Source organism: Gordonia cholesterolivorans (genome assembly GCF_039531975.1).
Taxonomy (GTDB): domain Bacteria; phylum Actinomycetota; class Actinomycetes; order Mycobacteriales; family Mycobacteriaceae; genus Gordonia; species Gordonia sihwensis.
In genome coordinates this window covers 127,444-153,755 of sequence record NZ_BAAARB010000001.1, presented here as the reverse complement: position 1 = coordinate 153,755, position 26,312 = coordinate 127,444, and the positions used below count along the sequence as shown (strand labels likewise).

General features: G+C 69.1%; 25 protein-coding genes. 21 read left to right on the top strand and 4 right to left on the bottom strand.

From position 1 onward, the window contains the following. Positions 1 to 20 precede the first annotated feature (20 nt). The 15 genes from ABFX36_RS00675 (at position 21) to ABFX36_RS00605 (ending at position 18,044) form a co-directional block, all read left to right on the top strand. On the top strand, positions 21 to 239 hold the full coding sequence (locus tag ABFX36_RS00675) for a hypothetical protein (protein WP_045538625.1): 219 nt from the start codon (positions 21 to 23) through the stop codon (positions 237 to 239). A 36-nt stretch (positions 240 to 275) separates the two neighbouring features. Beyond that, the gene (locus ABFX36_RS00670; RefSeq protein ID WP_346074679.1) at positions 276 to 1,637 is read left to right on the top strand and encodes a carboxyl transferase domain-containing protein; all 1,362 of its coding nucleotides are present in this window, start codon (positions 276 to 278) and stop codon (positions 1,635 to 1,637) included. 13 nt (positions 1,638 to 1,650) lie between these two features. After that, positions 1,651 to 2,265, top strand: a complete 615-nt coding sequence (locus ABFX36_RS00665; protein ID WP_006894659.1) for a TetR/AcrR family transcriptional regulator — start codon at positions 1,651 to 1,653, stop codon at positions 2,263 to 2,265. 164 nt (positions 2,266 to 2,429) lie between these two features. Further along, positions 2,430 to 4,001, top strand: coding sequence for a carboxyl transferase domain-containing protein (locus ABFX36_RS00660; protein WP_006894660.1), 1,572 nt, complete (start codon positions 2,430 to 2,432; stop codon positions 3,999 to 4,001). Between the two features lie 5 nt (positions 4,002 to 4,006). Then, on the top strand, positions 4,007 to 6,085 hold the full coding sequence (locus ABFX36_RS00655; protein ID WP_346074678.1) for an acetyl/propionyl/methylcrotonyl-CoA carboxylase subunit alpha: 2,079 nt from the start codon (positions 4,007 to 4,009) through the stop codon (positions 6,083 to 6,085). A 129-nt stretch (positions 6,086 to 6,214) separates the two neighbouring features. After that, positions 6,215 to 7,363, top strand: coding sequence for an acyl-CoA dehydrogenase family protein (locus tag ABFX36_RS00650; RefSeq protein WP_006894662.1), 1,149 nt, complete (start codon positions 6,215 to 6,217; stop codon positions 7,361 to 7,363). After that, positions 7,360 to 7,860 (top strand): MaoC family dehydratase, encoded by a 501-nt coding sequence (locus tag ABFX36_RS00645; RefSeq protein ID WP_006894664.1) that lies wholly within the window; start codon positions 7,360 to 7,362, stop codon positions 7,858 to 7,860. Before ABFX36_RS00650 ends, ABFX36_RS00645 begins: the two co-directional genes overlap by 4 nt. 26 nt (positions 7,861 to 7,886) lie before the next feature. Then, complete coding sequence (locus ABFX36_RS00640) at positions 7,887 to 8,741, top strand: HpcH/HpaI aldolase/citrate lyase family protein (RefSeq protein ID WP_101841611.1); 855 nt, start codon at positions 7,887 to 7,889, stop codon at positions 8,739 to 8,741. A 73-nt stretch (positions 8,742 to 8,814) separates the two neighbouring features. Beyond that, positions 8,815 to 10,467 carry an AMP-binding protein gene (locus ABFX36_RS00635; RefSeq protein WP_045539572.1) on the top strand — a complete coding sequence of 551 codons (1,653 nt, stop codon included), beginning with the start codon at positions 8,815 to 8,817 and terminating at the stop codon, positions 10,465 to 10,467. Then, positions 10,464 to 12,422 (top strand): acetoacetate--CoA ligase, encoded by a 1,959-nt coding sequence (locus ABFX36_RS00630; RefSeq protein ID WP_346074677.1) that lies wholly within the window; start codon positions 10,464 to 10,466, stop codon positions 12,420 to 12,422. Before ABFX36_RS00635 ends, ABFX36_RS00630 begins: the two co-directional genes overlap by 4 nt. Before the next feature lie 109 nt (positions 12,423 to 12,531). Beyond that, entirely contained in the window at positions 12,532 to 13,440 is a 909-nt protein-coding gene (locus ABFX36_RS00625) for a DUF5336 domain-containing protein (protein WP_006894672.1), read from the top strand. Between the two features lie 134 nt (positions 13,441 to 13,574). Continuing rightward, positions 13,575 to 15,014 (top strand): cell division protein PerM, encoded by a 1,440-nt coding sequence (locus ABFX36_RS00620; protein ID WP_278126323.1) that lies wholly within the window; start codon positions 13,575 to 13,577, stop codon positions 15,012 to 15,014. 49 nt (positions 15,015 to 15,063) lie between these two features. Then, positions 15,064 to 15,645: a phosphoribosylglycinamide formyltransferase gene (gene purN / locus ABFX36_RS00615; protein WP_222111768.1), complete on the top strand. Its 582-nt coding sequence runs from the start codon at positions 15,064 to 15,066 to the stop codon at positions 15,643 to 15,645. Next, entirely contained in the window at positions 15,642 to 17,243 is a 1,602-nt protein-coding gene (gene purH / locus ABFX36_RS00610; RefSeq protein WP_278126324.1) for a bifunctional phosphoribosylaminoimidazolecarboxamide formyltransferase/IMP cyclohydrolase, read from the top strand. The genes purN and purH overlap by 4 nt, the downstream gene beginning before the upstream one ends. A gap of 45 nt (positions 17,244 to 17,288) precedes the next feature. Then, entirely contained in the window at positions 17,289 to 18,044 is a 756-nt protein-coding gene (locus tag ABFX36_RS00605; RefSeq protein ID WP_006894676.1) for a sulfite exporter TauE/SafE family protein, read from the top strand. A 29-nt stretch (positions 18,045 to 18,073) separates the two neighbouring features. Here the strand turns inward: ABFX36_RS00605 and ABFX36_RS00600 are convergent, their stop codons facing one another. From ABFX36_RS00600 to ABFX36_RS00590, 3 genes are read right to left on the bottom strand one after another with little or no spacing between them, the layout of a single operon-like run. Next, positions 18,074 to 18,775 carry a hypothetical protein gene (locus ABFX36_RS00600; RefSeq protein WP_006894677.1) on the bottom strand — a complete coding sequence of 234 codons (702 nt, stop codon included), beginning with the start codon at positions 18,773 to 18,775 and terminating at the stop codon, positions 18,074 to 18,076. Further along, positions 18,772 to 19,698: an ABC transporter ATP-binding protein gene (locus ABFX36_RS00595; RefSeq protein ID WP_006894679.1), complete on the bottom strand. Its 927-nt coding sequence runs from the start codon at positions 19,696 to 19,698 to the stop codon at positions 18,772 to 18,774. Before ABFX36_RS00595 ends, ABFX36_RS00600 begins: the two co-directional genes overlap by 4 nt. Then, complete coding sequence (locus tag ABFX36_RS00590) at positions 19,695 to 20,084, bottom strand: GntR family transcriptional regulator (RefSeq protein WP_006894680.1); 390 nt, start codon at positions 20,082 to 20,084, stop codon at positions 19,695 to 19,697. The genes ABFX36_RS00595 and ABFX36_RS00590 overlap by 4 nt, the downstream gene beginning before the upstream one ends. A gap of 96 nt (positions 20,085 to 20,180) precedes the next feature. On the opposite strand from ABFX36_RS00590, the gene ABFX36_RS00585 reads away from it, so the two are divergent. The 4 genes from ABFX36_RS00585 (at position 20,181) to ABFX36_RS00570 (ending at position 22,141) form a co-directional block, all read left to right on the top strand. After that, complete coding sequence (locus tag ABFX36_RS00585; protein ID WP_006894681.1) at positions 20,181 to 20,576, top strand: YchJ family protein; 396 nt, start codon at positions 20,181 to 20,183, stop codon at positions 20,574 to 20,576. Between the two features lie 148 nt (positions 20,577 to 20,724). After that, complete coding sequence (locus ABFX36_RS00580; RefSeq protein ID WP_006894682.1) at positions 20,725 to 21,087, top strand: ArsR/SmtB family transcription factor; 363 nt, start codon at positions 20,725 to 20,727, stop codon at positions 21,085 to 21,087. Continuing rightward, positions 21,084 to 21,578, top strand: a complete 495-nt coding sequence (locus ABFX36_RS00575; RefSeq protein WP_045539336.1) for an SRPBCC family protein — start codon at positions 21,084 to 21,086, stop codon at positions 21,576 to 21,578. Before ABFX36_RS00580 ends, ABFX36_RS00575 begins: the two co-directional genes overlap by 4 nt. After that, positions 21,575 to 22,141: a maleylpyruvate isomerase family mycothiol-dependent enzyme gene (locus tag ABFX36_RS00570; RefSeq protein WP_006894684.1), complete on the top strand. Its 567-nt coding sequence runs from the start codon at positions 21,575 to 21,577 to the stop codon at positions 22,139 to 22,141. Before ABFX36_RS00575 ends, ABFX36_RS00570 begins: the two co-directional genes overlap by 4 nt. Positions 22,142 to 22,159: 18 nt before the next feature. Here ABFX36_RS00570 and ABFX36_RS00565 read toward each other — a convergent pair whose 3' ends face one another. Then, entirely contained in the window at positions 22,160 to 22,759 is a 600-nt protein-coding gene (locus tag ABFX36_RS00565; RefSeq protein WP_278126330.1) for a TIGR03086 family metal-binding protein, read from the bottom strand. A 103-nt stretch (positions 22,760 to 22,862) separates the two neighbouring features. On the opposite strand from ABFX36_RS00565, the gene ABFX36_RS00560 reads away from it, so the two are divergent. Both ABFX36_RS00560 and ABFX36_RS00555 read left to right on the top strand, forming a co-directional pair. Continuing rightward, on the top strand, positions 22,863 to 24,314 hold the full coding sequence (locus ABFX36_RS00560; protein ID WP_346074676.1) for a sigma 54-interacting transcriptional regulator: 1,452 nt from the start codon (positions 22,863 to 22,865) through the stop codon (positions 24,312 to 24,314). 3 nt (positions 24,315 to 24,317) lie between these two features. Beyond that, the gene (locus ABFX36_RS00555) at positions 24,318 to 26,306 is read left to right on the top strand and encodes a VWA domain-containing protein (protein ID WP_045539332.1); all 1,989 of its coding nucleotides are present in this window, start codon (positions 24,318 to 24,320) and stop codon (positions 26,304 to 26,306) included. Positions 26,307 to 26,312: the final 6 nt, after the last annotated feature.

The window sequence follows — 26,312 nt, the reverse complement described above, 5'->3', positions numbered from 1 at the left end:
ACAGGGATTGGAGGCTCGCCATGATCCGCAGAATCACGCTCCTCGCCGCCGTGGCGGCGGTCGGACTCACCGTCGCCTTCGCCGGGGCACCGGCCGCGTCGGCCGCACCGACCCACGCGCCCCCTCCGCGGATGTACTGCACGGGTACGGTCTGCTTTCTGATCTGCGCGGCCATCGACGCGATCTCGCCGGTCCCGCAGCGCTGGTGCTACCCGTTGTGGACGCCGAACATGAGTTGACTGCCCGAACGCCCGGCGTGAGGCATCATCGGGCATATGGGTACTGAGCGGCCGGGTGATGAGCGGCCAGACGCCGCGGCGATGATCGACGCCGTGCTCGACGACGGGACGTGGTGCAGCTGGGATCGGTCCACCGAGCCGGAGTCGGTCTGTACCGGCTCGGGGCGCGTCGGCGGTCGTCCCATCGCCTTGGTGGTCAGCGAATTCGGTGTATCGGGCGGGTCGATCGGCGCGACGGCCGGTGCGCGAATCGTCGAGGCGGTGCGCCGCGCCACCGCGGAGCGGCTGCCTCTCCTGGCGCTTCCGGCGTCCGGCGGAACGCGCATGCAGGAGGGCACCCCGGCGTTCCTTCAGATGGCCGCCATCACCGCTGCCGTAGCAGAGCATCGCGACGCCGGCCTGCCCTACCTGGTGTATCTGCGACATCCGACCACGGGCGGGGTATTCGCCTCCTGGGGGTCGCTCGGCGACGTCACCTGGGCTCAACCCGGAGCGCTGACCGGATTCCTCGGACCCAAGGTGTACGCGGGCATCCACGGCCGCCAGTTCCCGGCGGGCGTGCAGACCGCCGAGAACCTGCACCGCCTGGGATTAGTCGACGACGTCGTCGACCACCGCCGCCTCGGCGCTCGGATCGCGAGCGTCCTCGCGGCGCTCGATCCCGCTGCGGCGGCCGTCCGGCACGAGGCGGCGGGACCGCTCGCCGCGAAGGTCGACGACGCGTGGTCGGCGGTGGCCGCCACACGTGACCGGATGCGCCCCGGGCTGACCGAACTCGAGACTCACCTCGGGGCGGTGCGGCTGGCGGGCGACGGGCCGATCCGTATCGCGCTCGCGAGGTTCGGCGGCCGTCCAGTGGTGCTGGCGGGGCAGGATCGCCGAATCCAATCGGAGGGCCGGTCGATCTCGGCCGACGCCCTTCGCGTCGCTCGCCGGGGTATCGCGCTCGCCGTCCGATGGGGACTGCCGCTGGTGACCGTCGTCGACACCAGCGGCGGCGAACTGTCGCGGGCGGCCGAGGAATCGGGCCTGGCTCGGCAGATCGCCGCGTGCACGATGGAGCTGCTGTCGGCCGCGACTCCCACGGCGTCGGTTCTGCTCGGGCAGGGCGCGGGCGGCGCGGCGCTCGCGATGTTCCCGGCCGACCGTGTGATCGGTGCCGCTGACGGCTGGCTCGCACCGCTTCCGCCCGAGGGGGCGAGCGTCATCATGCACGGCGACGTCGGCCATGCGGCCGAGATGGCCCGGGCTCAGCACGTCTGGGTGCGCGAGCTGCGCCGGCTGGGAATCGTCGACGAGGTCGTGACGACACTCGACGAGACGGTGGCGGCGATCGACCGCTGGATCGCCACCGACCCCGTCGCCGATCGCTCGGGGCGGGTGCGGGTCGGGCGGTAGAGTCGGCAGCGTCATGTCTTCGCAACCCGTCCCGACGCCGCGACCGGCCACTCGCCGTGAACAGGCGAAGGCGGCGCGGCGCGTGGAGATCCTGTCGGCGGCGGCCAGGCAGATGGCCCAGCGCGGCTACAACGGAGTGCGGCTGGAGGACATCGGCGCCGAGGTCGGGATCAGCGGCCCGGCCATGTACCGGCACTTCCAGTCCAAATCCGAGCTGCTCGACACGATTCTGATCGACATCAGCGAGCGGCTGCACGACGGCGGCGTGGCCGCGGCGGCCGAGGGCGGAACACCGGTCGAGGTGCTCGAACGACTCATCGAGTTCCACATCGACGTGCTGGTGACCCGGCCGGACCTGATCAGTGTGCAGGACCGCGATCTGTGGTCGCTGTCGCCGCAGGCGCGGCACCGCGTGCGTTCGTTGCAGCGCCGTTACGTCGAGGTGTGGGTGCGAGTGCTGATGGACCACGCCATCGACCGCGGCGTCGAACTCGAAGCGGTAGAGGCGCGGGTGCGCATCCACGCCATGTTCGGTCTGCTCAACTCCTCGCCGCGGCTTCCGGAGTTTCCCCGGGACCGGCTGCGCGGATTGCTGACCGGAATGGCGATGGGCGCGTTGCAGGGCTGACGGCACGCCGGCCAGGCTCCCACGAGACCGTTTCGGGTCCGTGCGAGGGCGCCTCAGCTGCACAATTCACTCATTCCGCTGTGAGACCCCGCCAGGGACTGGCGAATGTGGGCGCCGTCACCTATCCTGTATTTCAGTTAATCGAAGCTAACTGAAAGGGCGGCATGACGGCGACATCCTCTTCAGACGCGCATCACGCCAATGTGGCCGTGTTGCGGACCCGGCTGCTCGCCGCGGCGCAGGGCGGCGGCGAGAAGGCGCGAGAGCGACATCTCTCGCGCGGCAAGCTCCTCCCACGCGACCGGATCGACGCCCTGATCGATCCGGGTTCGCCGTTCCTGGAGGTGGCTCCGCTCGCGGCTTACGACATGTACGATGGCAAGGCTCCGGCGGCCGGCGTGGTGGCCGGCATCGGCCGGATCCACGGCCGCGAATGCATGATCGTCGCCAACGACGCCACGGTGTCGGGCGGCACGTACTACCCGGTGACCGTCAAGAAGCATCTGCGCGCGCAGGAGATCGCGTCGCAGAACCGGCTGCCGTGCATCTACCTGGTCGACTCCGGCGGTGCGATGCTCCTCAACCAGGACGACGTCTTCCCGGATCGGGAGCACTTCGGCCGCATCTTCTACAACCAGGCCACCATGAGCGCGGCCGGGATTCCGCAGATCTCGGCAGTCCTCGGTTCCTCGACTGCGGGCGGCGCCTACGTCCCGGCGATGAGCGACGAGAACGTCATCGTGCGGAACCAGGGCACCATCTTCCTAGCGGGCCCGCCGCTGGTGAAGGCGGCGACGGGCGAGGACGTGACCGCGGAGGAACTCGGCGGCGGAAGCATGCACTCCACCGTCTCCGGTGTCACCGACCACCTCGTCGACAACGACGAGCAGGCACTGGCCAAGGTGCGCGAGATCATCGCAACCCTCGGCCCGCGCGAGCCCGCGCAGTGGGAGACGGTGCCCACCCGCGCGCCGCAGCGCCCGCAGACCGACATCTACGACGTGGTGCCGACCGATTCGCGGATCCCGTACGACGTGCGCGAGGTCATCGAGATCCTGTCCGACGGCGGCGAGTACACCGAGTTCAAAGCCGGCTACGGCACCTCGCTGGTGACGGCGTTCGCGAAGATCCACGGTCACCCGGTCGGGTTCGTGGCCAACAACGGCGTGCTGTTCAGCGAGTCGGCGCTCAAGGGAGCGCACTTCATCGAACTGTGCGACCAGCGCCGCATCCCGCTGATCTTCCTCCAGAACATCACCGGTTTCATGGTGGGTCGCCAGTACGAGGAGGGCGGCATCGCCAAGAACGGCGCCAAGATGGTCAACGCCGTGGCCTGCGCACGCGTGCCCAAGCTGACCGTGATGATCGGCGGCTCGTTCGGCGCGGGCAACTACTCCATGTGCGGCCGCGCATACTCGCCGCGCTTCCTGTGGATGTGGCCCAACGCCCGGATCTCCGTCATGGGCGGACCGCAGGCCGCAGACACCCTGGCCACGGTCCGGCGGGGCGGTATCGAACGTTCCGGCGGCACTTGGTCGGCGGAGGAGGAAGAGGCCTTCAAGGCGCCGATCCGCGATCAGTTCGAGCGTCAATCCGACGCGTACTACTCCACGGCGAGACTGTGGGACGACGGGATCATCGATCCCGCCGATACCCGAACCGTGCTGGGGCTGGCCCTGGAGGCCTGCCGGTACGCGCCGCTCGACGATCCCGCCTACGGCGTCTTCCGGATGTGAGGGACATGCACGTGAACACCGCTACTGACACTCGCAGCATTCGCAAGGTCCTCGTCGCCAACCGCGGCGAGATCGCCTGCCGTGTGATCGCCACGCTCCACGACATGGGCATCAAATCGGTGGCCGTGTACTCGGACGCGGATGCGGACGCCCCGCACGTCAAGGCCGCGGACGAGGCCGTCCGGCTCGGCCCGGCACCGGCGACGCAGAGCTATCTGCGGATCGACGCCGTCATCGAGGCGGCCCGGCTCACCGGTGCCGACGCCGTGCACCCCGGCTACGGCTTCCTGTCGGAGAACCAGCAGTTCGCCGAGGCACTGGCCGAAGCGGGCATCATCTTCATCGGACCGCCCGCATCGGCGATCGCCACGATGGGCGACAAGATCACCGCGCGCGACGCGGTCACCAAACGCAGCGTGCCCGTTGTCCCGGGCATCTCCCGTCCGGGCCTGACGGATCAGGAACTGATCGACGCCGCGGGCGGCGTCGGCTTCCCCGTACTCATCAAGCCGAGCGCGGGCGGCGGCGGCAAAGGCATGCACCGCGTGGAGGACCCGTCCGGACTTCCCGAGGCGCTGGCCACCGCGCGTCGCGAAGCGGCGTCGGCGTTCGGCGACGACACCCTGTTCCTCGAACACTTCGTGCTCACGCCGCGGCACATCGAAGTGCAGATCCTGGCCGACGAGCACGGCAACGTGGTCCATCTCGGTGAGCGCGAGTGCTCCCTGCAGCGCCGCCACCAGAAGGTCATCGAGGAGGCGCCGTCGGCGCTGCTCGACGAGGCCACCCGGCAGCGGATCGGCGAGGCGGCCTGCGATGCGGCCCGCAGCGTCGGCTACACCGGGGCGGGAACCGTCGAGTTCATCGTCTCGGCCACCGCGCCCGAGGACTTCTTCTTCATGGAGATGAACACCCGGCTGCAGGTGGAGCATCCGGTGACCGAGATGGTGACCGGTGTCGACCTGGTGGAGCAGCAGGTGCGGATCGCCCGCGGTGAGAAGCTGGCCTTGACGCAGGACGACATCGTGATGACCGGTCACGCGGTGGAGGCGCGCGTCTACGCCGAGGATCCGGCGCAGGGATTCCTGCCGACCGGTGGCGAGGTGGCGCGGCTGTCGTGGCCGCGTGCGGCCTCGATGGAGCCGGCTCGGCTCGCCACCGGGGCTCAGCGGCCCGGTGTCCGCGTCGACAGCGGCATCGAGGAGGGGTCGGTGATCGGCAGTGATTACGACCCGATGCTGGCCAAGGTGATCGCTTACGGCACCGATCGCGCCGAGGCGCTCGACCGTCTCGACGAGGCCTTGTCGGAGACCCGGCTGCTCGGCGTCGTGACCAACATCGGCTTCTGCCGTTACGCGCTCGCGCAGCGCGATGTGCGCGACGGTGTGCTCGACACCGAACTGCTCGACCGGATCGCCGCCGACTACGCCGCCCCGATGCCCGATCCGCACGCGCTGGTCGCGGGTGCGCTCGGCGCTCTGGACCTCGGCGACCCGGACGATCTCTGGTCGTCCGCGATCGGCTTCCGCATCGGCGCACCGTCACCGGTCCTCGCGCGGCTGGCCGAGTCCGGGCACGTCTACACGGTGTCGGCGCAGATCGATCAGAACCGCACGCCGCGGCCGGGGACCCTCGACGCACACGTGACGATCTCCTTCGAGGATCTCGACCGCGAACCGTGGCAGGCCCCGGTGCGGCTGCGCCAGGTGCCCGGCGACGCCTTCGACCTGATCGTCGACGGACGTTCGCACCGCTGGGAGGTGGCGGTCGACGCCCGCGGCGGTCGCCGCTGGGTGTCGGGCCGGCCGGGAACCTGGATTCTGCACACGGTCCGTGCGCTGTCGGAGCACGATGAAGGCGATGCCGCGGGCCACATCGTCAGTCCGATGCCGGGCACCGTGGTCGCGGTGCCCGGGGTCGACGGCGAGCAGGTCGCGGCCGGCGACCCGCTGGTGGTGGTCGAGGCGATGAAGATGGAGCACACCCTTCGCGCTCCGATCGACGGAACCGCGTCCATCAAGGTCCGGGTCGGGGACAAGGTGGACGCGCAGCAACTGCTCGCGCACGTCCAGGTCGACGACTGAGCCGCTTCGACGCGAACCACGTCAACGACACACGGCTCCACAGCTAGAGACTTTCAACCCCAGACAGCGATCCACAGACAGCGCCGGACCGATGGACCCGGCCCCACATACGACGAGGAATCTCACTCCATGGAACTGACGCAGGAATACACCGACCTGGTGAGCACGGTGCGCGACTTCGCACAGCAGGTGGTGGCGCCCGTCTCCGCCGAACACGATGAGAAGAAGACCTTCCCGTACGAGGTCGTCGCGCAGATGGGCGAGATGGGCCTGTTCGGCCTGCCGTTCAGCGAGGAGTTCGGCGGGATGGGCGGCGACTACTTCGCGCTCGCCCTCGCACTCGAGGAACTCGGGAAGGTCGACCAATCGGTCGCGATCACGCTCGAGGCCGGGGTCGGTCTCGGCGCGATGCCGATCTACAAGTTCGGCACCCAGGAGCAGAAGGAGACCTGGCTGCCGGATCTGCTCGCGGGCCGCCGTCTCGCGGGCTTCGGTCTCACCGAGCCCGGCGCCGGTTCGGACGCCGGCGCCACCGCGACCACGGCACGCGAGGACGGCGACGAGTGGGTGATCAACGGTGGCAAGCAGTTCATCACCAACTCCGGCACCGACATCACCTCGCTCGTGACCGTCACGGCGGTCACCGGGCAGCGCGACAACGGCAAGAAGGAGATCTCGACGATCATCGTGCCCGCCCGAACACCGGGTTTCACCGCTGAACCCGCGTACAACAAGGTCGGCTGGAACGCCTCCGACACCCACCCGCTGAGCTTCGACGACGCGCGCGTGCCACGGGAGAACCTGCTCGGCGAACGAGGCCGCGGCTACGCGAACTTCCTGTCGATCCTCGACGAGGGCCGGATCGCCATCGCCGGTCTCGCGACCGGCGTCGCCCAGGGGTGCGTCGACGAATCGGTCAAGTACGCCCGCGAGCGCAAGTCGTTCGGCAAGGCGATCGCCGAGTTCCAGTCGGTGTCGTTCGCGATCGCCCGCATGGAGGCCCGGGCGCACGTCGCGCGGATGGCGTACTACGACGCCGCCGCCAAGATGCTCGCGGGCAAGCCCTTCAAGAAGGAGGCCGCGATCGCCAAGATGATCTCCTCGGAGGCCGCGATGGACAACGCCCGGACGGCGACGCAGATCCATGGCGGCTACGGCTTCATGAACGAGTACCCGGTGGCCCGGCACTACCGCGACTCCAAGATCCTCGAGATCGGCGAGGGCACCACCGAGGTGCAGCTCATGCTGATCGCGCGATCGCTGGGACTGCCGGCATGACCGCGGCCGACGGCGGCGCCAAGCACGTCACGCAGCGTGGGCTCTGGTTCGAGGAGTTCGAGATCGGCACCGTCTACGAACACCGTCCCGGGCGCACCATCACCGAGGCGGACAACACGTTCTTCACCACGCTGACGATGAACACCCAGGCCCTGCACTTGGACGCGGCGTGGTCGGCCACGCAGCCGGGCTTCGGCGGTCAGCGGCTGGTGAACTCGATGCTCACGCTGTCGACGATCGTCGGGCTGTCGGTGGCACAGCTGACTCAGGGGACGCTGGTCGCGAATCTCGGCTTCCACGACATCGCCTTCCCGGCACCGATGTTCGCCGGCGACACCCTGTACGGCGAGACCGAGTGCACCGGCAAGCGGCTGTCCAAGTCGCGTCCGGGCGAGGGGATCGTCGACCTGACGCACATCGGCCGCAATCAGGACGGAGTGATCGTGGCCCGTGCCTCGCGCTCGACCCTCGTGCGCGTTCGACCCGAAGGGGAATGACAGTGTCCGGAGTGAGAGGGTCGGGAATGACAGGGTCCACAGCGCAATCCTGGACGCCGGCCGGACCGGCTCTGCTGTTCTGCCCGGCCGACCGCCCCGAGCGGTACGCCAAGGCGCTCGACCGCGCCGACATGGTGATCCTCGATCTCGAGGACGCCGTCGCCGAGGTCAACAAGGCCGACGCCCGGGAGGCGCTGATCGCCGATCCGATCGCGGCCGACCGGGTGATCGTGCGGATCAACCCCGCGGGCAGCGTGGAGCATCAGCGGGATCTGGACGCGGTGCAGTGCACGCCGTATCGGGTCGTGATGCAGGCGAAGGTCGAATCCGCGGCGCAGATCACCGCGCACGGACTGCCCACCATCGCGCTCATCGAGACACCTCTCGGCGCGGTTCGTGTCGAGGAGATCGCGGCGGCGCCCAACTGCGTCGGCCTGATGTGGGGTGCCGAGGATCTCGCGGCCGGGATGGGCGGCACGTCGAGCAGGTTCGGTGCGGACGAGCCGGGCACCGGCGGCTACCGCGACATCGCCAGGCACGTCCGGGCACGGGTCCGGCTCGCGGCCGCGGCCTTCGGTGTGGCGGCGATAGACGCGGTCCACATCGACATCGCGGACGTGGACGGACTCGTGGCGGAGGTCCGCGACGCCGTCGCCCAGGGTTACACGGCCACCGCCTGCATCCATCCGAGTCAGGTGGAGCACATCCGCGCCGGCTACGCACCGTCGGCCGAGCGCGTCGAATGGGCCCGCAAGGTGTGCGACGGCGCCCTCGCGCACGACGGCGGCGTGTTCGCCGTCGACGGGCAGATGATCGACGGCCCGGTGATCGCCCAAGCCCGAGCGATCCTCGCCCGGGTGATGCAGCCTCCCGCCGGCTGAGCCGGCACTCGCCCCCGCATCCGACCGACCCACCCGACCCCCACGAGACACCTCAACCCTCACGGAGGACACCATGACCGGCACAGCCGCCGCCCCCTCGTACGCGATCGGGGAGACCGAGCCCCCACTTCTCACCCAGACGATCGGTGCGACCCTCGCCGCCACCGCGGGCAGCTATCCGGACTCCGACGCCCTGATCGACGCCGCCGTCGACCGGACCTGGACGTACGCCGAGTTCCGCCGCGACGTCGTGGCGTTGGCGGCCGGACTTCTCCGGCACGGGGTGGCGCCGGGCGATCGCGTGGGGCTCTGGGCCCCGAACCGGTTCGAGTGGGTGCTGACTCAGTTCGCGGCCGCCGAGATCGGCGCGATCCTGGTCGTGATCAATCCGTCGTACCGGCGCCACGAGCTCGCGTACGCACTCAAGCAGTCGGGCACCTCGCTGGTGCTGGCGGCCACGAGCTTCCGCGACTCGGAGTACGCCGTCATGCTCGAGGACGTGCGCGACCAGACGCCGGACCTGCGCGAGGTGGTGCTGTTCGAGTCGGATGCCTTCGCCGAGATGCTGACCCCGCCGTCGGCGGCGGAGGTGGCCGAGATCGCCGAGATCGCGGCCGGACTGAACCCGGACGATCCGATCAACATCCAGTACACGTCCGGTACCACCGGCGCGCCGAAGGGCGTCACGCTCACTCATCTCAACATCGGCAACAACGGTTACCTGGTCGGATCGCTGCTGGAGTACACCCAGCACGACCGCATCTGCCTGCCGGTGCCCTTCTACCATTGCTTCGGCATGGTGATGGGCAACCTCGCGGCGATCGCCTTCGGCTGCGCCATGGTGATCCCCGCCCCGGCCTTCGATCCGAAAGCCACACTCGCGGCGGTCGAGAAGTATCGGTGCACCAGCCTCTACGGCGTGCCGACGATGTTCATCGCCGAGTTGGCTCTCCTGGACTCGAGCGCCGACGAGGGCACCGCCTTCGACCTGTCCTCCCTGCGTACCGGCATCATGGCGGGCTCGCCGTGCCCGGAGCAGGTGATGCGCCGGGTGATCGACGAGATGAACATGTCGCAGGTGTCGATCTGCTACGGCATGACCGAGACCAGCCCGGTCTCGACGCAGACGCGCATGGACGACGACCTCGACCTTCGCGTGGGGACGGTCGGCCGTGTCGGGCCGCACTTGGAGATCAAGATCGCCGACCCGCTGACCGGCGAGACCCTGCCGCGCGGTGAGACCGGCGAGTTCCGCACCCGCGGGTACTCGGTGATGAAGGGCTACTGGAACGATCCGGAGAAGACCGCCGAGGTGCTCGACGCCGACGGCTGGATGGCCACCGGCGACCTCGGGGTCATGGCCGACAACGGATACGTCAGAATCACCGGCCGCATCAAGGACATGGTGATCCGCGGCGGAGAGAACATCTACCCGCGTGAGATCGAGGAGTTCCTCTACACGCATCCGGACATCATCGACGCCCAGGTGATCGGTGTCCCGGACGAGAAGTACGGCGAGGAACTGATGGCCTGGATCCGGGTTCGCGAAGGCGCGGACGAACTGACCGCGGACTCGATCCGTGAGTTCGCCACCGGTCACATCTCCCGTCACAAGATTCCCAAGTACGTGCAGATCGTCGACGAGTTCCCGATGACCGTCACCGGCAAGGTGCGCAAAGTGGAGATGCGCGAACGCGCGATCGAGGTCCTGGGGCTGGGGTCGTGACCGTCTTCGATCGTTTCGCCGAGAAGTTCTCCGAACGCGCCGGAGCGCCGCTGACCTCATACGACGACGTCTGGCAACGGTCGGTGACCGATCTGCCGGGCTTCTGGCGGTGCGTGTGGGATTTCTTCGCGCTCGACGAGATCGCCGAGACGCCGCTGGGCGACGGGGACGACGCGGTGCTTGCCGACGACACCATGCCCGGTGCCGTGTGGTTCCCCGGTACGGCACTGAATTACGTCGACGTGGTGCTGAGACATGCGGATCTGCCCGGCGAGGCGATCGTCGGATTGGACGAGGACGGCAACCGCACATCGGTCACGTGGGCCGAACTCCCGGTTCGGGTCGGCGCCGTCGCGCACGCGCTCCGCGAGGCGGGTGTCGGCCGCGGCGACGTCGTCGCGGCGTACCTGCCCGACATCCCGGAGGCCGTGATCGCGTTCCTCGCCACCGCGTCACTGGGCGCGATCTGGTCGGGTTGCGGTCAGGACTATGCGCCGGAGGGTGCGGCCGGCCGGCTCGCGCAGTTGGAGCCCACGGTGCTCGTCTCCGCCGCGGGCTACCGATACAACGGCAAGGAGGTCGACAAGCGTGCCGACTCGGTCACGCTCGCCGGACTGCTCGGCGACGAGGTCACGCACATCATGGTCGGCGACCCCGGCGCCGGTGACGTCGGCGACCCCGGCGCCGCAGTGGTGCGCTGGTCGGAGGTGATCGCGGACGAGAGTCGCCGTCCCGAGCCGGTGAAGGTCGCGTTCGATCATCCGCTGTGGGTGCTGTTCTCCTCGGGCACCACGGGCCGCCCCAAAGGCATCGTCCACGGGCACGGCGGCGTGGTGCTCGAGCACCTGAAGGCGGCGGCGATCCAGTCGGATCTGGACACCGAGTCGGTCTTCTTCTGGCAGACGGCCCTGTCGTGGATGATGTGGAACTACCAGGTCGCCGGGCTGCTGGTGGGGGCCCGGATCATCACGTACAGCGGTTCGCCGCTCTACCCGGACGCGGACCGCCTCTGGCAGATCGTGGCCGACGAACGGGTCACCTTCTTCGGCACCAGCCCGGGACAGCTGCAGGCCTCGCGCAAGGCCGGACTCCATCCCGGCGCGGACCACGACCTCTCGGCGCTGCGGCTGCTGGGCAGCACCGGTTCGACGCTCGCGGCGGATCTGTTCGGATGGATCGACGAGAACGTGAAGGCGGGTCTGCCGGTGTCCTCGATCAGCGGTGGCACCGACGTCGTGAGCGCATTCGCGGGTGGCACCACGGGAGTGGAGGTGGTCGCCGGGGAACTGTCGGCACGCTATCTCGGCGTCGGACTCGAGAGCTGGTCGCCGAGCGGTCGGCCGCTGATCGGCGAAGTGGGCGAGATGGTCGTCACCACGCCGATGCCGTCCATGCCGGTCAGATTCTGGAGCGACCCCGACGGGGAGCGCTACCGGAAGGCGTACTTCGCTCACGAATGGGAGGGCGAGGGCCCGGCGAAGCCGGTGTGGCGGCACGGTGACTGGGTCACCGTCACCGAGCGCGGATCGCTGGTGATCCACGGCCGCAGCGATGCGACGCTGAACCGGCACGGCATCCGTATGGGTTCGGCCGACATCTACGAGGTGGTCGAGGGTATGCCGGAGATCGCCGAGGCCTTCGTGCTCGGCGTCGACGGACCGGACGGCAAGTACTGGATGCCGCTGTTCGTGACCCTGGTCCCCGGTGCCGAACTCACCGATGAACTGTCCGCGCGTGTCGCCGCCGAGGTGAAGACTCGGTTGTCGCCGCGGCACGTTCCCGACGAGATGATCCTCGCGCCGGGCATCCCGCACACCCGGACGGGGAAGAAGCTGGAAGTGCCGGTCACGGCGATTCTCGCCGGCCGGAGCGAGGTCAACGTGGATCCGAAGTCGGTCGACGACTACGGCCTCATCGAGTGGTACGCCGAGCAGGGAAGAGCCCATCGCTGGTGATTCGACCGATGGACGGCGTTCAGCGGACAGACAGGGACGTGTATTAGCGTGGACCAGAAGTTCGCCGGCCATCGCCCACGGTGGCCCTAGTCTCACGAGGAGTGATCGGATGACGTACCCGCAGTCGGGGTCTGGCTATGGCCAGGGCGACGCCGGATCCCAGTCGGCCTACGGTCAGCAGTACGGCCAGCAGTCCGGCTACGGTCAGCAGCAGTACGGCCAGCAGCAATACGGGCAGCAGGCCGGCTACGGCCAGCAGTACGCGGCGCAGCAGCAGTACGGCCAGCAGGGCTACGGCTACCAGCAGCCGCAGCAGCCCGCGAGTCAGGGCCTTCCCGCGAACACGACGACCATCCTCGCCGCCGTCATCGGCGCGCTCGGCGTCATCACGCTGTTCTGCGGATTCGTGGCGGGTTTCAAGGAGACCGGTCCGTACGGTGCCCAGTACAGCGCGAAGCTGTTCGAGACCGAGTTCGCGACCCCGTACGGTCTGATCGCCGTCGCGGGTGTGCTGGCTCTCGCGACCTTCCTGCTCGGTACTGAGAAGTGGGTCGCAGGCGTGGTGTTCGCGCTGTCGACCGTCGGTGCCCTCATCACGGTGTTCCAGTTCGCGACCGCTGACGCGGGCAAGGGAGCCGGCGCGATCATCCTGCTGATCACCTCCATCCTGGCCTTCCTGGCCGCGGTGGTGTGGCTGCTCATCGAGGCGGGTCAGATCAAGACGGCCGCCGCCGATGCGTCGGCCGCGGCCGCGGCTCCCGCCGCCGCCCACGCGGCGCCGGCGGCGGATCCCGCGGCGTCGTCGTACGGCTACGGCTACGGTCAGCAGGCCCAGCAGCAGGCGGCCCAGCAGCCGGCGGCCGGATACGGTCAGCAGGCGCAGGCCTCCTACCAGCCCGGTTCGAGTTACGGCCAGCCGTCGGCGACACCGTCGTACGGTCAGGCCGACACCCCGCCGGCCTCGGACGCCGGGGCGACCACCGCCTTCGTGAAGCCGGAGGATGCCGACAAGCAGTAGCACTGCTCGCTCAGTCAAGAAACTGTCGAGTTCGTACCCGTACGGGGTACGAACTCGACAGTTTTTCGTTCGGGGCAGGGGAGTGCGGCGCGTCGGCGGGGCTCGACTGCCGGACCGTGACACCCTGGTAAGCGATGTCCGCGCCTTCAACTTCGAATCTGGCGGCCCGTCTTCGGCAGGTCCGTCTGGCCCGCCGTGCCGACCAGGAGCCGAAACTGCCCGCCACCTGGGACGTGATCAAGGTCGGGCTCACCGTTCCGACCGTCGCCTGGCTGGTGTCGGCGGTGATCGTGCTGATCACCAAGGTCGCGGCGGGCGCGGGGTTCTCCAGCTTCGGGTCTGCGACCGCGGCCGGATGGCTCGCGGCCAATCAGACGGCGCTGACCGTCGGCGGCGTCACCATCGGGGTGCTTCCGCTGGTTCCGACACTCCTGATCGGATACGGAACGTACCGCGTGGTCCGTCGGGCGACGGTCGACGCGACCTCGTTCAACGAGCTCCTGCGCATCGCTGGAACGGCTGTGGTCGGGCCACTGGTCGCGACCGCGCTCGCTCTCGCGGTGGTCGCCGACGGCAGTTCGTCCGGTCCGGTGGGCAGTCCGAGTCCGCTCGTCGCGTTCGGCATGACGATCGTGGTCCACGGTGTGGCGGCGCTGGCAGGCGTGGTCCCTCGCGTGATCGGGCCGTTCCTCGATGAGTTCGCCGTCGCGGCGTCCGACCGGATCGGCGCCGAAGCCGGGGTCGCCGCCTTCTTCGCCTTGATCGCCGGGGGCGGGGTCGCCGTGTTCGCGGGCTTCCTCGCGCATCTCGGCGCGGTCTCCGATCTCGTCTCGCGAGGCAACACCTTCGACGGCTACCTCGGGCTGTCGGTGTTGTCGATCCTCTACCTGCCGAACTTCGTGGTGAACGCCGCGGCCGTCACCGCGGGCGCGAGCGCGACGCTGGGCGGCACGACGATCGATGCGCTGAGCACGCATCCGGGGACGCTGCCGCCGGTGCCGATCGCGGCGGTGGTCCCCGGCTCCGATCTCGGCGCCTGGGGGGCGTTGCTCTACGCCGTGCCCGCACTGGCCGGTGTGCTGATCGGCTGGCACACCCGCAGCGACGACCTCGTCGCCCATCTGCGGGCGATCGGCGTGGGGGCGGCGGTGGCCTCACTGCTGATGGTGGTGGCTGTGGCGTTCTCGGGCGGCACGCTCGGCGAGATGGGGGAGGCCGGCGTCAGTGTTCCGCTGGCCGGGGTCTTCACACTGACCGCGCTCGGGGTGACGGCGACGGCGACCGCCGGGATCCTCTGGCTCAACCGCAGGTTCGGCGGTCGGCGGGCGTACGGGGCTCCCGACCTGGATCTTGACGAACTGCTCGACGAGCCGGAACCGGTGGACGCGGATGCGGACTCGAACTCAGGAGCGGACGCGGATTCGGACTCGAATTCGGACCAAGACCCGGACTCGGGTGACGGGGACGGGACCGAGGCGCTCGACGACGTCGATCCGGCGGTCGCGAGTGGCGCAGACCACGGACCCCCGGCGGGGGACCGACCTCCCGGTTCAGTGCGGGAACTGGACAACTAAGCTGTAGGTCGTGACATCAGCCCAGGACGCCCGTGTGCCCGTGGTCGTCATGGCATCCGGCACCGGATCGTTGATGGCCGCAGTCCTCGACCTCGCAGCAACCGACGACGCACCCTTCCGCGTCGTCGGCGTAGTGGTCGACCGCGACTGCGGGGCCGCCGACCGCGCCGTCGACGCCGACCTGCCCGTGATCCTCTGCGAGTTGCGGGAGTACCCCGACCGTGAGGCGTGGGACGCGGCGCTCACCGCCTCGGTCGCGGAGTTGGCCCCGGAGTGGGTGGTCACCGCAGGATTCATGAAGATCCTCGGCCCCGCATTCCTCGACCGTTTCGGCGGCCGGATCCTCAACTCGCATCCCGCGCTGCTGCCCGCGTTCCCCGGCGCGCACGGGGTCGCCGACGCCCTCGCGTACGGCGTCAAGGTCACCGGCACCACGGTGCACCTCGTCGACGACGGCGTCGACACCGGACCGATCCTCGCGCAGCGCATCGTGGAGGTGCTGCCCGACGATTCCGAAGAGACCCTTCACGAACGCATCAAAGAAGTCGAACGTGTGCTGCTGCCGGAAGTGGTGCATGCGGTCGTGACCCGTGGCGTTGTCACAGATGGACGAAAGGCACACATCAAGTGAATGCACCTGCAGACTCCGGAGCTCGCGCGGTGAAGCGCGCGCTGATCAGCGTCTATGACAAGAGCGGGCTCACCGAACTGGCGACCGCCCTCCACGGCGCGGGCGTCGAGATCGTCTCGACCGGCTCCACCGCCAAGACCATCGCCGGTGCGGGCGTTCCGGTGGTCGAGGTCAGCGAACTGACCGGCTTCCCGGAGTGCCTCGAGGGGCGGGTCAAGACCCTGCATCCGCGGGTGCACGCGGGCATCCTGGCCGACACTCGCAAGGACGATCATCTGGCGCAGCTCGACGAGCTGGGCGTGGCGCCCTTCGAGTTGGTGGTCGTGAACCTGTACCCGTTCACCGAGACCGTCGCCTCCGGTGCCGCCCCCGACGAGTGCGTCGAGCAGATCGACATCGGCGGTCCTTCGATGGTCCGTGCCGCCGCCAAGAACCACCCGTCGGTGGGCGTGGTGGTGGATCCCGCCGACTACCCGGACGCAGCCGCCGCCGTCGCCGGTGGCGGGTTCACCCTGGCACAGCGGAAGCAGCTGGCGGCCAAGGCCTTCCGTCATACAGCCGATTACGACGTCGCCGTCGCCTCGTGGATGACCTCGGTGGTCGCGCCGTCGGAGGAGACCGCAGGCGAACCGGGTGCGACCACCGGTGCGCAGTTCCCCGTGTGGGCCGGCGCCACCTGGAAGCGGTCGGCCACCCTGCGCTACGGGGAGAACCCGCATCAGGGGGCCGCGCTCTACGTCGACACCGACGCAGCACCGGGGCTGGCTCAGGCCGAGCAGCTGCACGGCAAGGAGATGTCGTTCAACAACTACACCGACGGCGACGCCGCCTGGCGTGCCGCCTACGACCACACCGAACCGGCGGTCGCGATCATCAAACACGCGAACCCCTGCGGCATCGCGGTGGGGGCCGACATCGCCGAAGCGCACCGCAAGGCGCACGCCTGCGATCCGGTCAGCGCGTACGGTGGCGTGATCGCCACCAACCGCGAGGTGTCGGTCGAGATGGCCGAGCAGGTGGCGGAGATCTTCACCGAGGTCATCATCGCGCCGAGCTACGCCGACGGCGCGGTGGACGTCCTCTCGCGGAAGAAGAACATCCGCATCCTCGTCGCGCAGGCTCCGGCCGAGAGCGGTATCGAGATGCGTCCGGTCTCGGGCGGGTTGCTCCTGCAGGAGCGCGACGTGATCGACGCCGAGGGCGACGATCCGGCCAACTGGACGCTCGCCACGGGTACCGCGGCCGACGAGCAGACGCTGCGCGATCTGGTCTTCGCCTGGCGTGCCTGCCGTGCGGTCAAATCGAACGCCATTCTGCTCGCCTCCGACGGTGCGTCGGTCGGCGTCGGAATGGGTCAGGTCAACCGCGTCGACTCCGCGCATCTGGCGGTGAACCGGGCGGGCGAGCGCGCGGCGGGCGCGGTCGGTGCGTCCGACGCCTTCTTCCCGTTCCCCGACGGTCTTCAGGTGCTGATCGACGCCGGCGTGCGCGCGGTGGTCCAGCCGGGCGGTTCGGTCCGCGACAACGAGGTGATCGAGGCCGCCAAGGCTGCGGGCGTCACGATGTACCTGACCGGGGCGCGTCACTTCGCACACTGAGTGCCGTACGGCACGTGAGGCGCGCATGAACAGCGCTCTCGCCGCATGACGGTGATCGGGCTCCTCGCACTCGTGGCCGCGGGATTCGGTGCGGGCGTGGTCGGCTACGTGACCGGGCTGGCTTCTATCGTGAGCTATCCGGCGCTGCTCGCGGCGGGCCTGACGCCCCTGTCCGCCAATGTCACCAACACGGTGGCTCTGGTCGCCGTCGGTGTGGGGAGTTTCGCGAAGTCGGGCCGGGCGCTCACTGCCGACGACGGCGGCCGGTCGCTGCTGCGCTCGTCGCTGATGGCGCTGGCCGGCGGAATCGTGGGTGCGGCGTTGCTGCTGCTGGCGCCCGCCGCGGCGTTCGGATACGTCGTTCCGTACCTGGTGGCGCTGGCGTCGGTCGCGCTGCTGGCGCAGCCCGGTCTTCGACGGTGGATCGAGCACGGCTCCGACCGTCCGGTGGCCTGGCCGGTCGCGGTGTTCGTGGTGTCGATCTACGGCGGCTATTTCGGTGCGGGAGCCGGCGTGATCTTTCTCGCGCTCGCGCTGCTCCTGACGAGTCTGCCGCTGTGGCACTCCATGCTGCTGAAATCGGCGCTTCTGGGCGTCGCCAATGCGGTCGCGGCCGTCGCCTTCATCGTCTTCGGTCCGGTGCACTGGCCGGCGGCGGTGGCGATGGGCATCGGCTGTCTGCTCGGCGGCTGGATGGGGCCGCCGCTGGTCGCTCGGCTGCCTGCCCGGCCCCTGCGGATCGCGATCGGTCTGTGCGGTCTCGGACTCGCGGTATGGCTCGGCCTCCGTCCGGCCGGCTGAGCCGTACGCGTACCTGAGCCGTACGCGTCCTACGGAATCGCTCGCCGCAGAGTCGCGTACGAGACGCCCGACAGCGCCGCCACCAGGACGAGCCCGTAACCGCCTACCGCGACCGGCGTGAGACCGGTGAACCAGCGTCCGACGGCCGGCCAGCCGCCGCCGAGACTGATGCCCAAGATCGCGAGGGCGATCGCCGCGGCCAGACCGATGCCGATGAGGACCAGTGTCAGCATGCCGAACCGCTTGTACACGGTGGCGGCGAAGAAGCCGATGGTGAACGTGAGCATCGGCGCCATGAAGTACAGCAGGCCGGCGGCCGCGGGTCCCTGGTTCCAGATCCACGGCACCGCGAAGAAGTAGCCGTCGATCCCCCAACCGTCGGTGGCCTTCTCGATCAGGCCGCCGATCACGTACAGCACGGCGAGGCCGATGGACGCGAGGAGGGCGGTGAGGGTGGTCCCGAGATAGAACTCGCGACGAGTGACGCTCATGGCCTGGGAGAACGGGAAGGTCAGCGACATCGCCTGGATGCCGATCACGGCGAAGTACCAGAGGGGTGCCTGTGATGCGCCGCCGTAGATCGGGTCGGTGAGGTCGCTGACCGAGGCGTAGATCGCGCCGTAGATGATCAGCGAGATCGCGAACGCGGCGCCGAAGATCGTCAGCGGCAGCCAGACGAAGATCTTCTTGTTGATCAGTTGCATGCGGACGACGTTCGCTGTGCGGTTCATCGCGAGGCTCCCATCGGACGAGAGGTTCGCTCACGCCGGTCGGCGCGAGTGGTGAGACGGACGATCAGTTCCTGCATCGAGACCGGAGCGGTGGCGATGCCGCGGGCGGACAGTTCGGCCAGGTCGGTGTCCTCGAGTCGTCCCAGGACGGTCACCGAGGCGACGGAGCCGAGTCGGTCGCGGTGCAGTTCTTCGCGGTCGCCGATGAAGGCGTCGACGGCGGATTCGGCGCCGACCACGGTGAACGCCATGCCGCGGAGGTCGTCGGCCGACTCGTTCAGGACGAGCCTGCCCTCGTCGACCACGAGCACCTGCTCGACGAGGTTCGAGACCTCGTCGATGAGATGGCTCGACAGCAGAATGGTGCGGGGGAAGTCGCTGTAGTCCTCGAGGAGACGGTCGTAGAACAGTTGTCGGGCGACGGCGTCGAGACCGAGGTAGGGCTCGTCGAAGAAGGTCACGTCGGCGCGGGAGGCGAGGCCGATGATGACTCCGACCGCGGACAGCTGACCCCGGGAGAGCTTCTTGATGCGCCGGCAGTCGGGAAGCCGGAACTCCTCCACGAGGCGGTCGGCGAGTTCTTGGTCCCAGTTCGGGAAGAACAACCGTGCCATCTGGAAAGCCTGGGCCGGAGTGGAGTCCTCGGGGTAGCGCTGGCTCTCGCGTACGAAGCAGATGCGCGGCAGGACGTGCGTGTTCTCGTACGGGTCTTCGCCGAAGATCCGGGGCTCACCGGACGTCGCGAAGTTCTGAGCGGTGAGGATCGACATCAGCGTGGTCTTGCCCGCGCCGTTGCGGCCGAACAGCCCGCAGACGGTGTTCGCCGGAAGGTCGAAGCTCACGTCGTCGAGGGCGTTCGTCGATCCGTATCGCTTGGTGAGGCCTCGCGCGCTGATGGCGGGTGCGCTGGTCTGGCTGGTCATGGCCGGACTCCTTCCGACGGCTGATCGATGGTGGTGGAACGTTCGTGAATGAGGGCGACGACGTCGTCGGTGGTCAGGTTCAGCCGGCGTGACTCCACCAGCAGCGGAGTCACGAACCGGTCGGCGAAGGCCTCCCGGCGACGCACGCTCAATGCGGCGCGGGCCCCGGCGGCGACGAACATTCCCACGCCGCGCTTCTTGTAGAGGACGCCTTGGTCGACGAGCAGGTTGATGCCCTTCGCTGCGGTCGCGGGATTGATGCGATAGAAGGCGGCGAGTTCGTTGGTGGAGGGCGCGCGAGTCTCCTCGGGCAGGGTGCCGTCGATGATCGAATCGGCAACGTGGTCGGCGACCTGCTGGAAGATGGCCCTCCCGTCGTCAATCATTGGACCGCCTCGGTTTCTTGGTTAATTACTCGACTAACTAACCATGCAACCAGTCGTCGGAGGTTGTCAAGGGGTGCGGTGCGATAGGTTGGCCGAATGAGCGATCGGCGATGCCCGTGCGGTTCGGGAGAGGTGCTGTCGGAGTGTTGCGGGCGCTACCTCACGGGCCTCGGTGTGGGGAGGCCGGCGCCGACGGCCGAAGCGTTGATGCGCAGCAGGTTCACGGCGTTCGCACTCGGTGACGAGGAGCACCTGCTCGCGACCTGGCATCCGGACACCAGGCCGGACGAGTGTGCACCCGACCCCGGCACGCGCTGGCTGCATCTCCATATCGACGAGGTGGTGGACGGGTCGCCCTTTCATCAGACGGGCGTCGTCGCCTTCACTGCCGTCTTCCGCGACTCCGGAGGCCGCGGTGAACTGCACGAGCGCAGCAGATTCGTCCGAGTCGGCCGTGTCTGGCTCTACGTGGACGGCGTGCACGCGGGGTGAAGCGGCCGCCACGCGCTGTGAACGGGCTGCCGCGGCGTTCTCCCGCGACAGGCGGCGGTCGTCGATGCTCAACCAAGGGGTTGACAACGCACCTCACGCGGCGTCTACTCGTAGACAACCATTTGGTTGAATAAGGAGGTCGACGGCGATGGCCGACGAGTTGTCTCTCATATTCGCGGCACTGGCGGATCCGACGCGTCGAGACATGGTCGCGCGTCTCACGTCCGCGGACGCGACCGTGGGGCAGCTCGCCGAACCCTACGACGTCAGCGTGCAGGCGATCTCCAAGCATCTGAAGGTGCTCGAAGAGGCCGGCCTGGTGACGCGCTCACGGGACGGGCAACGACGTCCGGTGCACCTGGAGACCGAGGTCTTCGACCTGATGGCCAAATGGATCGAACGGTATCGCCGCCGAGCGGAAGCGCGGTACCAGCGGCTCGACGCAGTCCTCGCAGAGATGACGGGCGCCGATGCCGCGCACTCCACCGACACCGAAGGGGCCGCATCATGAACACCGAGACCTATCCCGAAGCCGCGATCGACGCCGACCCGGCGCTGCCGATCATCCGGATCACCCGCGACTTCCGGGCCACACCGGCCCAACTCGCCAAAGCGCACCTCGACCCGGAACTGTTCATGCGGTGGGTGGGACCCGACGCCATCACCTCGCGCGTCGTGATCTGGGATGCCCGCAGCGGCGGCGAATGGCGGTACGTCTCCGAACACGAGGGGCAGGAGTTCGGGTTCCGGGGCTGCTTCCACACCGTCGGCGACGATCGCATCGTTCAGACGTTCACCTTCGAGGGCATGCCCGACGAGGTGTCGTTGGAGACCCTCCGCTTCATCGATCTGGGCGACGGGCGCACCCGATTGGAGGCGCAGTCGCTCTGCGACTCCATCGAGGTCCGTGACGCCTGGCTGCGGTCGGGTATGGAGGTCGGCGTGCGGGAGGGCTATGCGAAGCTCGACCGATTGCTCGCCGACGGCGAGGTCCGGGCGTGAGCCGACTGAGCGGTCTCACGGCGTCCGATCGTCACCGCGTGGTCGCCTCCGACTTCGGTTCGCAGGCGGCCGCCACGGCCGACTGGGACGCGCCGTCGCCCGTCGACGGCTGGCGGGCACGGGACGTCGTCGCCCACCTCACCGGGTGGTTTCCGGCGTTTCTCGCCGACGGCGGCGTTCGGTTCGACGCGGCGCCGTCGGCCGACGATCCGGCCGCCGTCTGGTCGGCGCACTCGGCGCGTGTCCAGGAGCTGTTCATGCGCGACGACGTCGAGTTCTCGCACCCGAGGGTGGGCACGATGCCGCTGGCTGATGCCGTCGACCGCTTCTACACAGCCGACGTGTTCATGCACACCTGGGATCTCGCGCAGGCGAGCGGCCGTCGCCCGGACCTGGACGCGGAGTTCGCGGCGCAGTTGCTGGACGGACTGCGGGGGATGGAAGAGGTGCTGCGCTCGTCCGGTCAGTACGGTCCCGCGAAGACCGCACCGGCTGGCGCCGACCCAGTGATGCGCCTGGCGGCGTTCATCGGCCGCGACCCGCACTTCGCCGACGCCCGATAGCCGTCCGGAGCAGGGCCCTCAGGCGGACCAGTCCGGGTCCCGGCCGGCGAATCCGAGGATGTGGTCCGTCTCGTCGCGATCCGCGCCGACCTCGACGGGGGCGCCGAAAACGCCGGGCCTGCGGGTCACCTCGTCGGGGACGTGGGCGAAGACGTCGCGGATGAACTGGACGGCTGCGGCCGGGAACCGCACGCGCGAGCCGGTGGCCGCGGCGAGGTCCCAACCGTGCAGGTACAAGTCCACCGCGGGGAAGGACAGACCCTCCCTCACCGTCCGGCGTCCGACGGGGCTGTCGACCTCGCGGTCCAGATCGGTCACCTCGGCCAGGGCCTGACGGGCCTGTGCCGCTGCGGCCGCCCACCACACCGCCGGGTCGCCCTCGACCGCCGACGAGGGCGGATCGTGTCTGTTGAACTCGCGCTCGCCTCCGCGGAGTATGCGCGCGCCGACCAGTGCCGCCTCGCCCACGTGCCCGAGGACGTCCAGTGCCGTCCATCCGTCGCAGGGAGACGGAGCGGTCCAGCGGTCGGCGGGCACGGTCTCCACCACGCCGGTGAAGAAGGTCAGCCCGTTGTCGTAGGTGTCGAGGGAATCCCAGGGAGCGGTGTTCGAGGACATGATGCGAATCCTTCCGAAGAGGTGAGTAGAGCGTATCGACGAGCACTGACAGACCACGGACGAATTCGCCGCCTTCAGCGGGCGGGCCGGATCGGGAGGTAGCGTGGATGACGTGGCTGTCACCGATATCGACACTCCTGCACCGGCTCTCACCACCGTCGGCGAACTGCGTGCCTCCGGGCACGTGGAACGTGACGTCCGGGACGAGATCCGCAACAATCTGCTGACGGCGCTGCGCGCAGGCGACGACCCGTGGGACGGCATCGTCGGATTCGACGACACCGTGATCCCGCAGCTCGAACGCGCGTTGATCGCGGGGCACGACGTGGTGATGCTCGGTGAGCGCGGACAGGGCAAGACCAGGCTGCTGCGCACGCTGGCCGGGCTGCTCGACGAATGGACGCCGGTCATCGACGGCTCCGAACTCGACGAGCATCCGTACAACCCCATCCTGCCCGCCTCGATCCGGCGGGCCGCGGAGCTCGGTGACGCGCTGCCGGTGGCATGGCGGCATCGGAGCGAACGGTACAGCGAGAAGCTCGCGACCCCGGACACCTCGGTGGCCGACCTGGTCGGCGACATCGACCCGATGAAGGTGGCCCAGGGGCGGAGTCTTGGCGATCCGGAGACCATCGCATTCGGTCTCATCCCGCGGGCTCATCGCGGCATCATCGCGATCAACGAGCTGCCCGACCTCGCCGAACGGATCCAGGTGTCGATGCTCAATGTGATGGAGGAGCGAGACATCCAGGTCCGCGGCTACAGCCTGCGACTGCCCCTCGACGTCCTCGTGACGGCCAGCGCGAATCCCGAGGACTACACCAATCGAGGGCGGATCATCACTCCGCTCAAAGACCGGTTCGGTGCCGAGATCCGCACGCACTACCCGCTCGACCTGCAGGACGAGGTGGACGTCATCGAGCAGGAGGCCGACCTCGTCGCCTCGGTGCCGTCCTATCTGATCGAGGTGCTGGCGCGATTCACCCGCTACGCCCGCGAGCATCCGTCGATCGACCAGCGCTCGGGTGTGTCCGCGCGGTTCTCGATCGCCGGTGCGGAGACGGTGGCCGCGGCCGCGCTGCATCGTTCCGTGGTGGCCGGCGAGGAGTTCCCGGTCGCGCGACCGGTCGACCTGCACGCGGTGATTGAGGTGCTGCGCGGCAAAGTGGAGTTCGAGTCCGGCGAGGAGGGGCGTGAGCTCGAGATCCTCGACTACCTGCTCCGCAAATCCGTCGCCGACACCGTCCGGGCCCACCTAGGCGGCGTCGACATGGCGCCGCTCGTCGCGGCGCTGGAGGCGGGCGAGGAGGTGCTCACCGGCGACCGCGTTCCCGCGGGCGACGTGCTCACAGCGCTCGGCGACACCGGCGCGGTGGCCGAGGTGATCGACGAGATCACCCGGCGCCTGGATTCCACCGACGCCGCCGAGCGCGCCAGCGCCGCCGAACTGGCCCTGGAGGGGTTGTATCTCGCGCGCCGGATCGGCAAGGACACCGACGAGTACGGCCGCACCGCCTACCTGGTGGAACAGGTCGACGAGGACGACACGGCCTAGCTCATGAGCAGAAGGCGCTTCCACCGCTCGTCCTACCGGCGCTACACCGGCGGGCCCGACCCGCTGGCGCCGCCCGTCGACCTCCGCGAGGCCCTGGAGGCGATCGGTGACGACGTGATGGCGGGATCCTCGCCCGACCGTGCGCTTCGCGAGTTCCTCCGTCGCGGGAGCGAGAACATGCGCGGGCTGGACCGGCTGGCGGAGATGGCGAACCGCAGACGGCGCGAACTGCTACGGAACCGGAACCTCGACGGGACGTTCGACGAGATCCGCGAACTGCTCGATTCGGCGGTGCTCAGCGAACGCAAGCAACTCGCGCGCGACCTCGACGACGACGCCCGGCTCGCCGAGATGCAGATCGAGAGCCTTCCGGCGTCGACGGCGCAGGCGGTCCGCGAACTCGCCGACTACGACTGGCGCAGTCCGCAGGCGCGCGCCGACTACGAGAAGATCTCCGACCTGCTCGGGCGCGAAGTGCTCGACCAGCGGTTCGCCGGAATGAAGCAGGCTCTGGAGGGCGCCACCGACGACGATCGTCGGCGCATCTCGGAGATGCTCGACGATCTCAACGACCTGCTCGCCGCGCACAATCGCGGCGAGGACACGAGCGAGCAGTTCGCCGAGTTCATGGACAAGCACGGCGAGTTCTTCCCGGAGGATCCGCGCAGCACCGAGGAGCTGATCGACTCCCTGGCGCGCCGGTCCGCCGCAGCGCAGCAGTTCTTCAACTCGCTGACCCCCGAACAGCAGGCGGAGCTCGCCGAACTGTCGCAGCAGGCCTTCGGTTCGCCTGCGCTGATGTCGCAGCTCGCGCAGATGGACGACGCGCTGCGTCAGGCGCGGCCCGACCTCGACTGGAACGGCGGCCAGGAGTTCTCCGGCGATCAGCCGATGGGACTCGGCGAGGGCGCGGCGGCGCTGCGCGATATCGCCGAGCTCGAGAACCTGGCAGAGCAGCTGTCGCAGGGATACGCGGGGGCGCAGCTCGAGGACGTGGACCTCGACGCCCTCGCGCGGCAACTCGGCGACGAAGCCGCGGCCGATGCGCGGACGCTCGCCGAACTCGACCGGGCGATGCGCGAGGAGGGCTTCTTCGACCGCGCCCCGGACGGTCAGACGAGGTTGAGTCCGAAGGCGATGCGCCGACTCGGGCAGGCGATCCTGCGTGACATCGCCCAGCAGTTGTCCGCACGCGGCGGCGACCGGCAGTCCGACCTCGCCGGCCGGCTCGGGGAGCCCACCGGAAGCAGCCGTGAGTGGCAGTTCGGCGACACCCAGCCGTGGAACGTCACCCGCACCGTCACCAACGCGGTGTTGCGCACCGTCGCTGAGGACCCGTCCGCGGCCGCTCGTCTCGCATCGGGCGACGGCGTGCGCCTCGACGTCGGTGACATCGAAGTGATCGAGACCGAGGCGCGGACCCAGGCCGCCGTCGTCCTCCTCGTCGACACCTCGTTCTCCATGGTGATGGAGGGCCGTTGGACTCCGATGAAGCGGACGGCATTGGCCCTCAATCAGCTCATCAGCACCCGGTTCCGCACCGACGAACTGCACTTGATCGAGTTCGGCCGCGTGGCCCGCGACACCACCGTCGACGTATTGACCGCGCTCGAGCCGCGGATGGAGCAGGGCACCAACCTGCACCACGCGCTGTTGCTGGCGCAGCGGCACCTCCGGCGGTTCCCGAATGCCCAGCCGGTGGTGCTGATCGTCACCGACGGTGAGCCGACCGCGCATCTGGAGCCGGACGGAGAGGACTTCTTCTTCTACCCGCCGCATCCGCGCACTATCGGGCTCACGGTGTCGGAGCTGGATCATCTCTCGCGCATGGGCACCCAGATCACGTTCTTCCGGCTGGGCGAGGATCCCGGCCTGGCGCGGTTCATCGACCGCATCGCGCGCCGGATCGGCGGCCGCGTCGTGGCGCCGGACCTCGACGGTCTCGGTGCGGCCGTGGTCGGGGATTACCTCCGGTCGCGACGGGCCCGGTAGCCGGCG

Excerpts from the sequence above, each read along its gene's own strand:
- ABFX36_RS00605 (WP_006894676.1), top strand. The coding sequence starts at position 17,289 with ATGACGGTGATCGGGCTCCTCGCACTCGTGGCCGCGGGATTCGGTGCG.
- ABFX36_RS00600 (WP_006894677.1), bottom strand. The coding sequence starts at position 18,775 with ATGAACCGCACAGCGAACGTCGTCCGCATGCAACTGATCAACAAGAAG.
- ABFX36_RS00555 (WP_045539332.1), top strand. The coding sequence starts at position 24,318 with ATGAGCAGAAGGCGCTTCCACCGCTCGTCCTACCGGCGCTACACCGGC.
- ABFX36_RS00625 (WP_006894672.1), top strand. The coding sequence starts at position 12,532 with ATGACGTACCCGCAGTCGGGGTCTGGCTATGGCCAGGGCGACGCCGGA.
- ABFX36_RS00565 (WP_278126330.1), bottom strand. The coding sequence starts at position 22,759 with ATGTCCTCGAACACCGCTCCCTGGGATTCCCTCGACACCTACGACAAC.
- ABFX36_RS00590 (WP_006894680.1), bottom strand. The coding sequence starts at position 20,084 with ATGATTGACGACGGGAGGGCCATCTTCCAGCAGGTCGCCGACCACGTT.
- ABFX36_RS00635 (WP_045539572.1), top strand. The coding sequence starts at position 8,815 with ATGACCGGCACAGCCGCCGCCCCCTCGTACGCGATCGGGGAGACCGAG.
- ABFX36_RS00655 (WP_346074678.1), top strand. The coding sequence starts at position 4,007 with ATGCACGTGAACACCGCTACTGACACTCGCAGCATTCGCAAGGTCCTC.
- ABFX36_RS00650 (WP_006894662.1), top strand. The coding sequence starts at position 6,215 with ATGGAACTGACGCAGGAATACACCGACCTGGTGAGCACGGTGCGCGAC.
- ABFX36_RS00580 (WP_006894682.1), top strand. The coding sequence starts at position 20,725 with ATGGCCGACGAGTTGTCTCTCATATTCGCGGCACTGGCGGATCCGACG.
- ABFX36_RS00595 (WP_006894679.1), bottom strand. The coding sequence starts at position 19,698 with ATGACCAGCCAGACCAGCGCACCCGCCATCAGCGCGCGAGGCCTCACC.
- ABFX36_RS00585 (WP_006894681.1), top strand. The coding sequence starts at position 20,181 with ATGAGCGATCGGCGATGCCCGTGCGGTTCGGGAGAGGTGCTGTCGGAG.
- ABFX36_RS00670 (WP_346074679.1), top strand. The coding sequence starts at position 276 with ATGGGTACTGAGCGGCCGGGTGATGAGCGGCCAGACGCCGCGGCGATG.
- ABFX36_RS00640 (WP_101841611.1), top strand. The coding sequence starts at position 7,887 with ATGACAGGGTCCACAGCGCAATCCTGGACGCCGGCCGGACCGGCTCTG.
- ABFX36_RS00660 (WP_006894660.1), top strand. The coding sequence starts at position 2,430 with ATGACGGCGACATCCTCTTCAGACGCGCATCACGCCAATGTGGCCGTG.
- ABFX36_RS00620 (WP_278126323.1), top strand. The coding sequence starts at position 13,575 with ATGTCCGCGCCTTCAACTTCGAATCTGGCGGCCCGTCTTCGGCAGGTC.
- ABFX36_RS00645 (WP_006894664.1), top strand. The coding sequence starts at position 7,360 with ATGACCGCGGCCGACGGCGGCGCCAAGCACGTCACGCAGCGTGGGCTC.
- ABFX36_RS00675 (WP_045538625.1), top strand. The coding sequence starts at position 21 with ATGATCCGCAGAATCACGCTCCTCGCCGCCGTGGCGGCGGTCGGACTC.
- ABFX36_RS00665 (WP_006894659.1), top strand. The coding sequence starts at position 1,651 with ATGTCTTCGCAACCCGTCCCGACGCCGCGACCGGCCACTCGCCGTGAA.
- ABFX36_RS00575 (WP_045539336.1), top strand. The coding sequence starts at position 21,084 with ATGAACACCGAGACCTATCCCGAAGCCGCGATCGACGCCGACCCGGCG.
- purN (WP_222111768.1), top strand. The coding sequence starts at position 15,064 with ATGGCATCCGGCACCGGATCGTTGATGGCCGCAGTCCTCGACCTCGCA.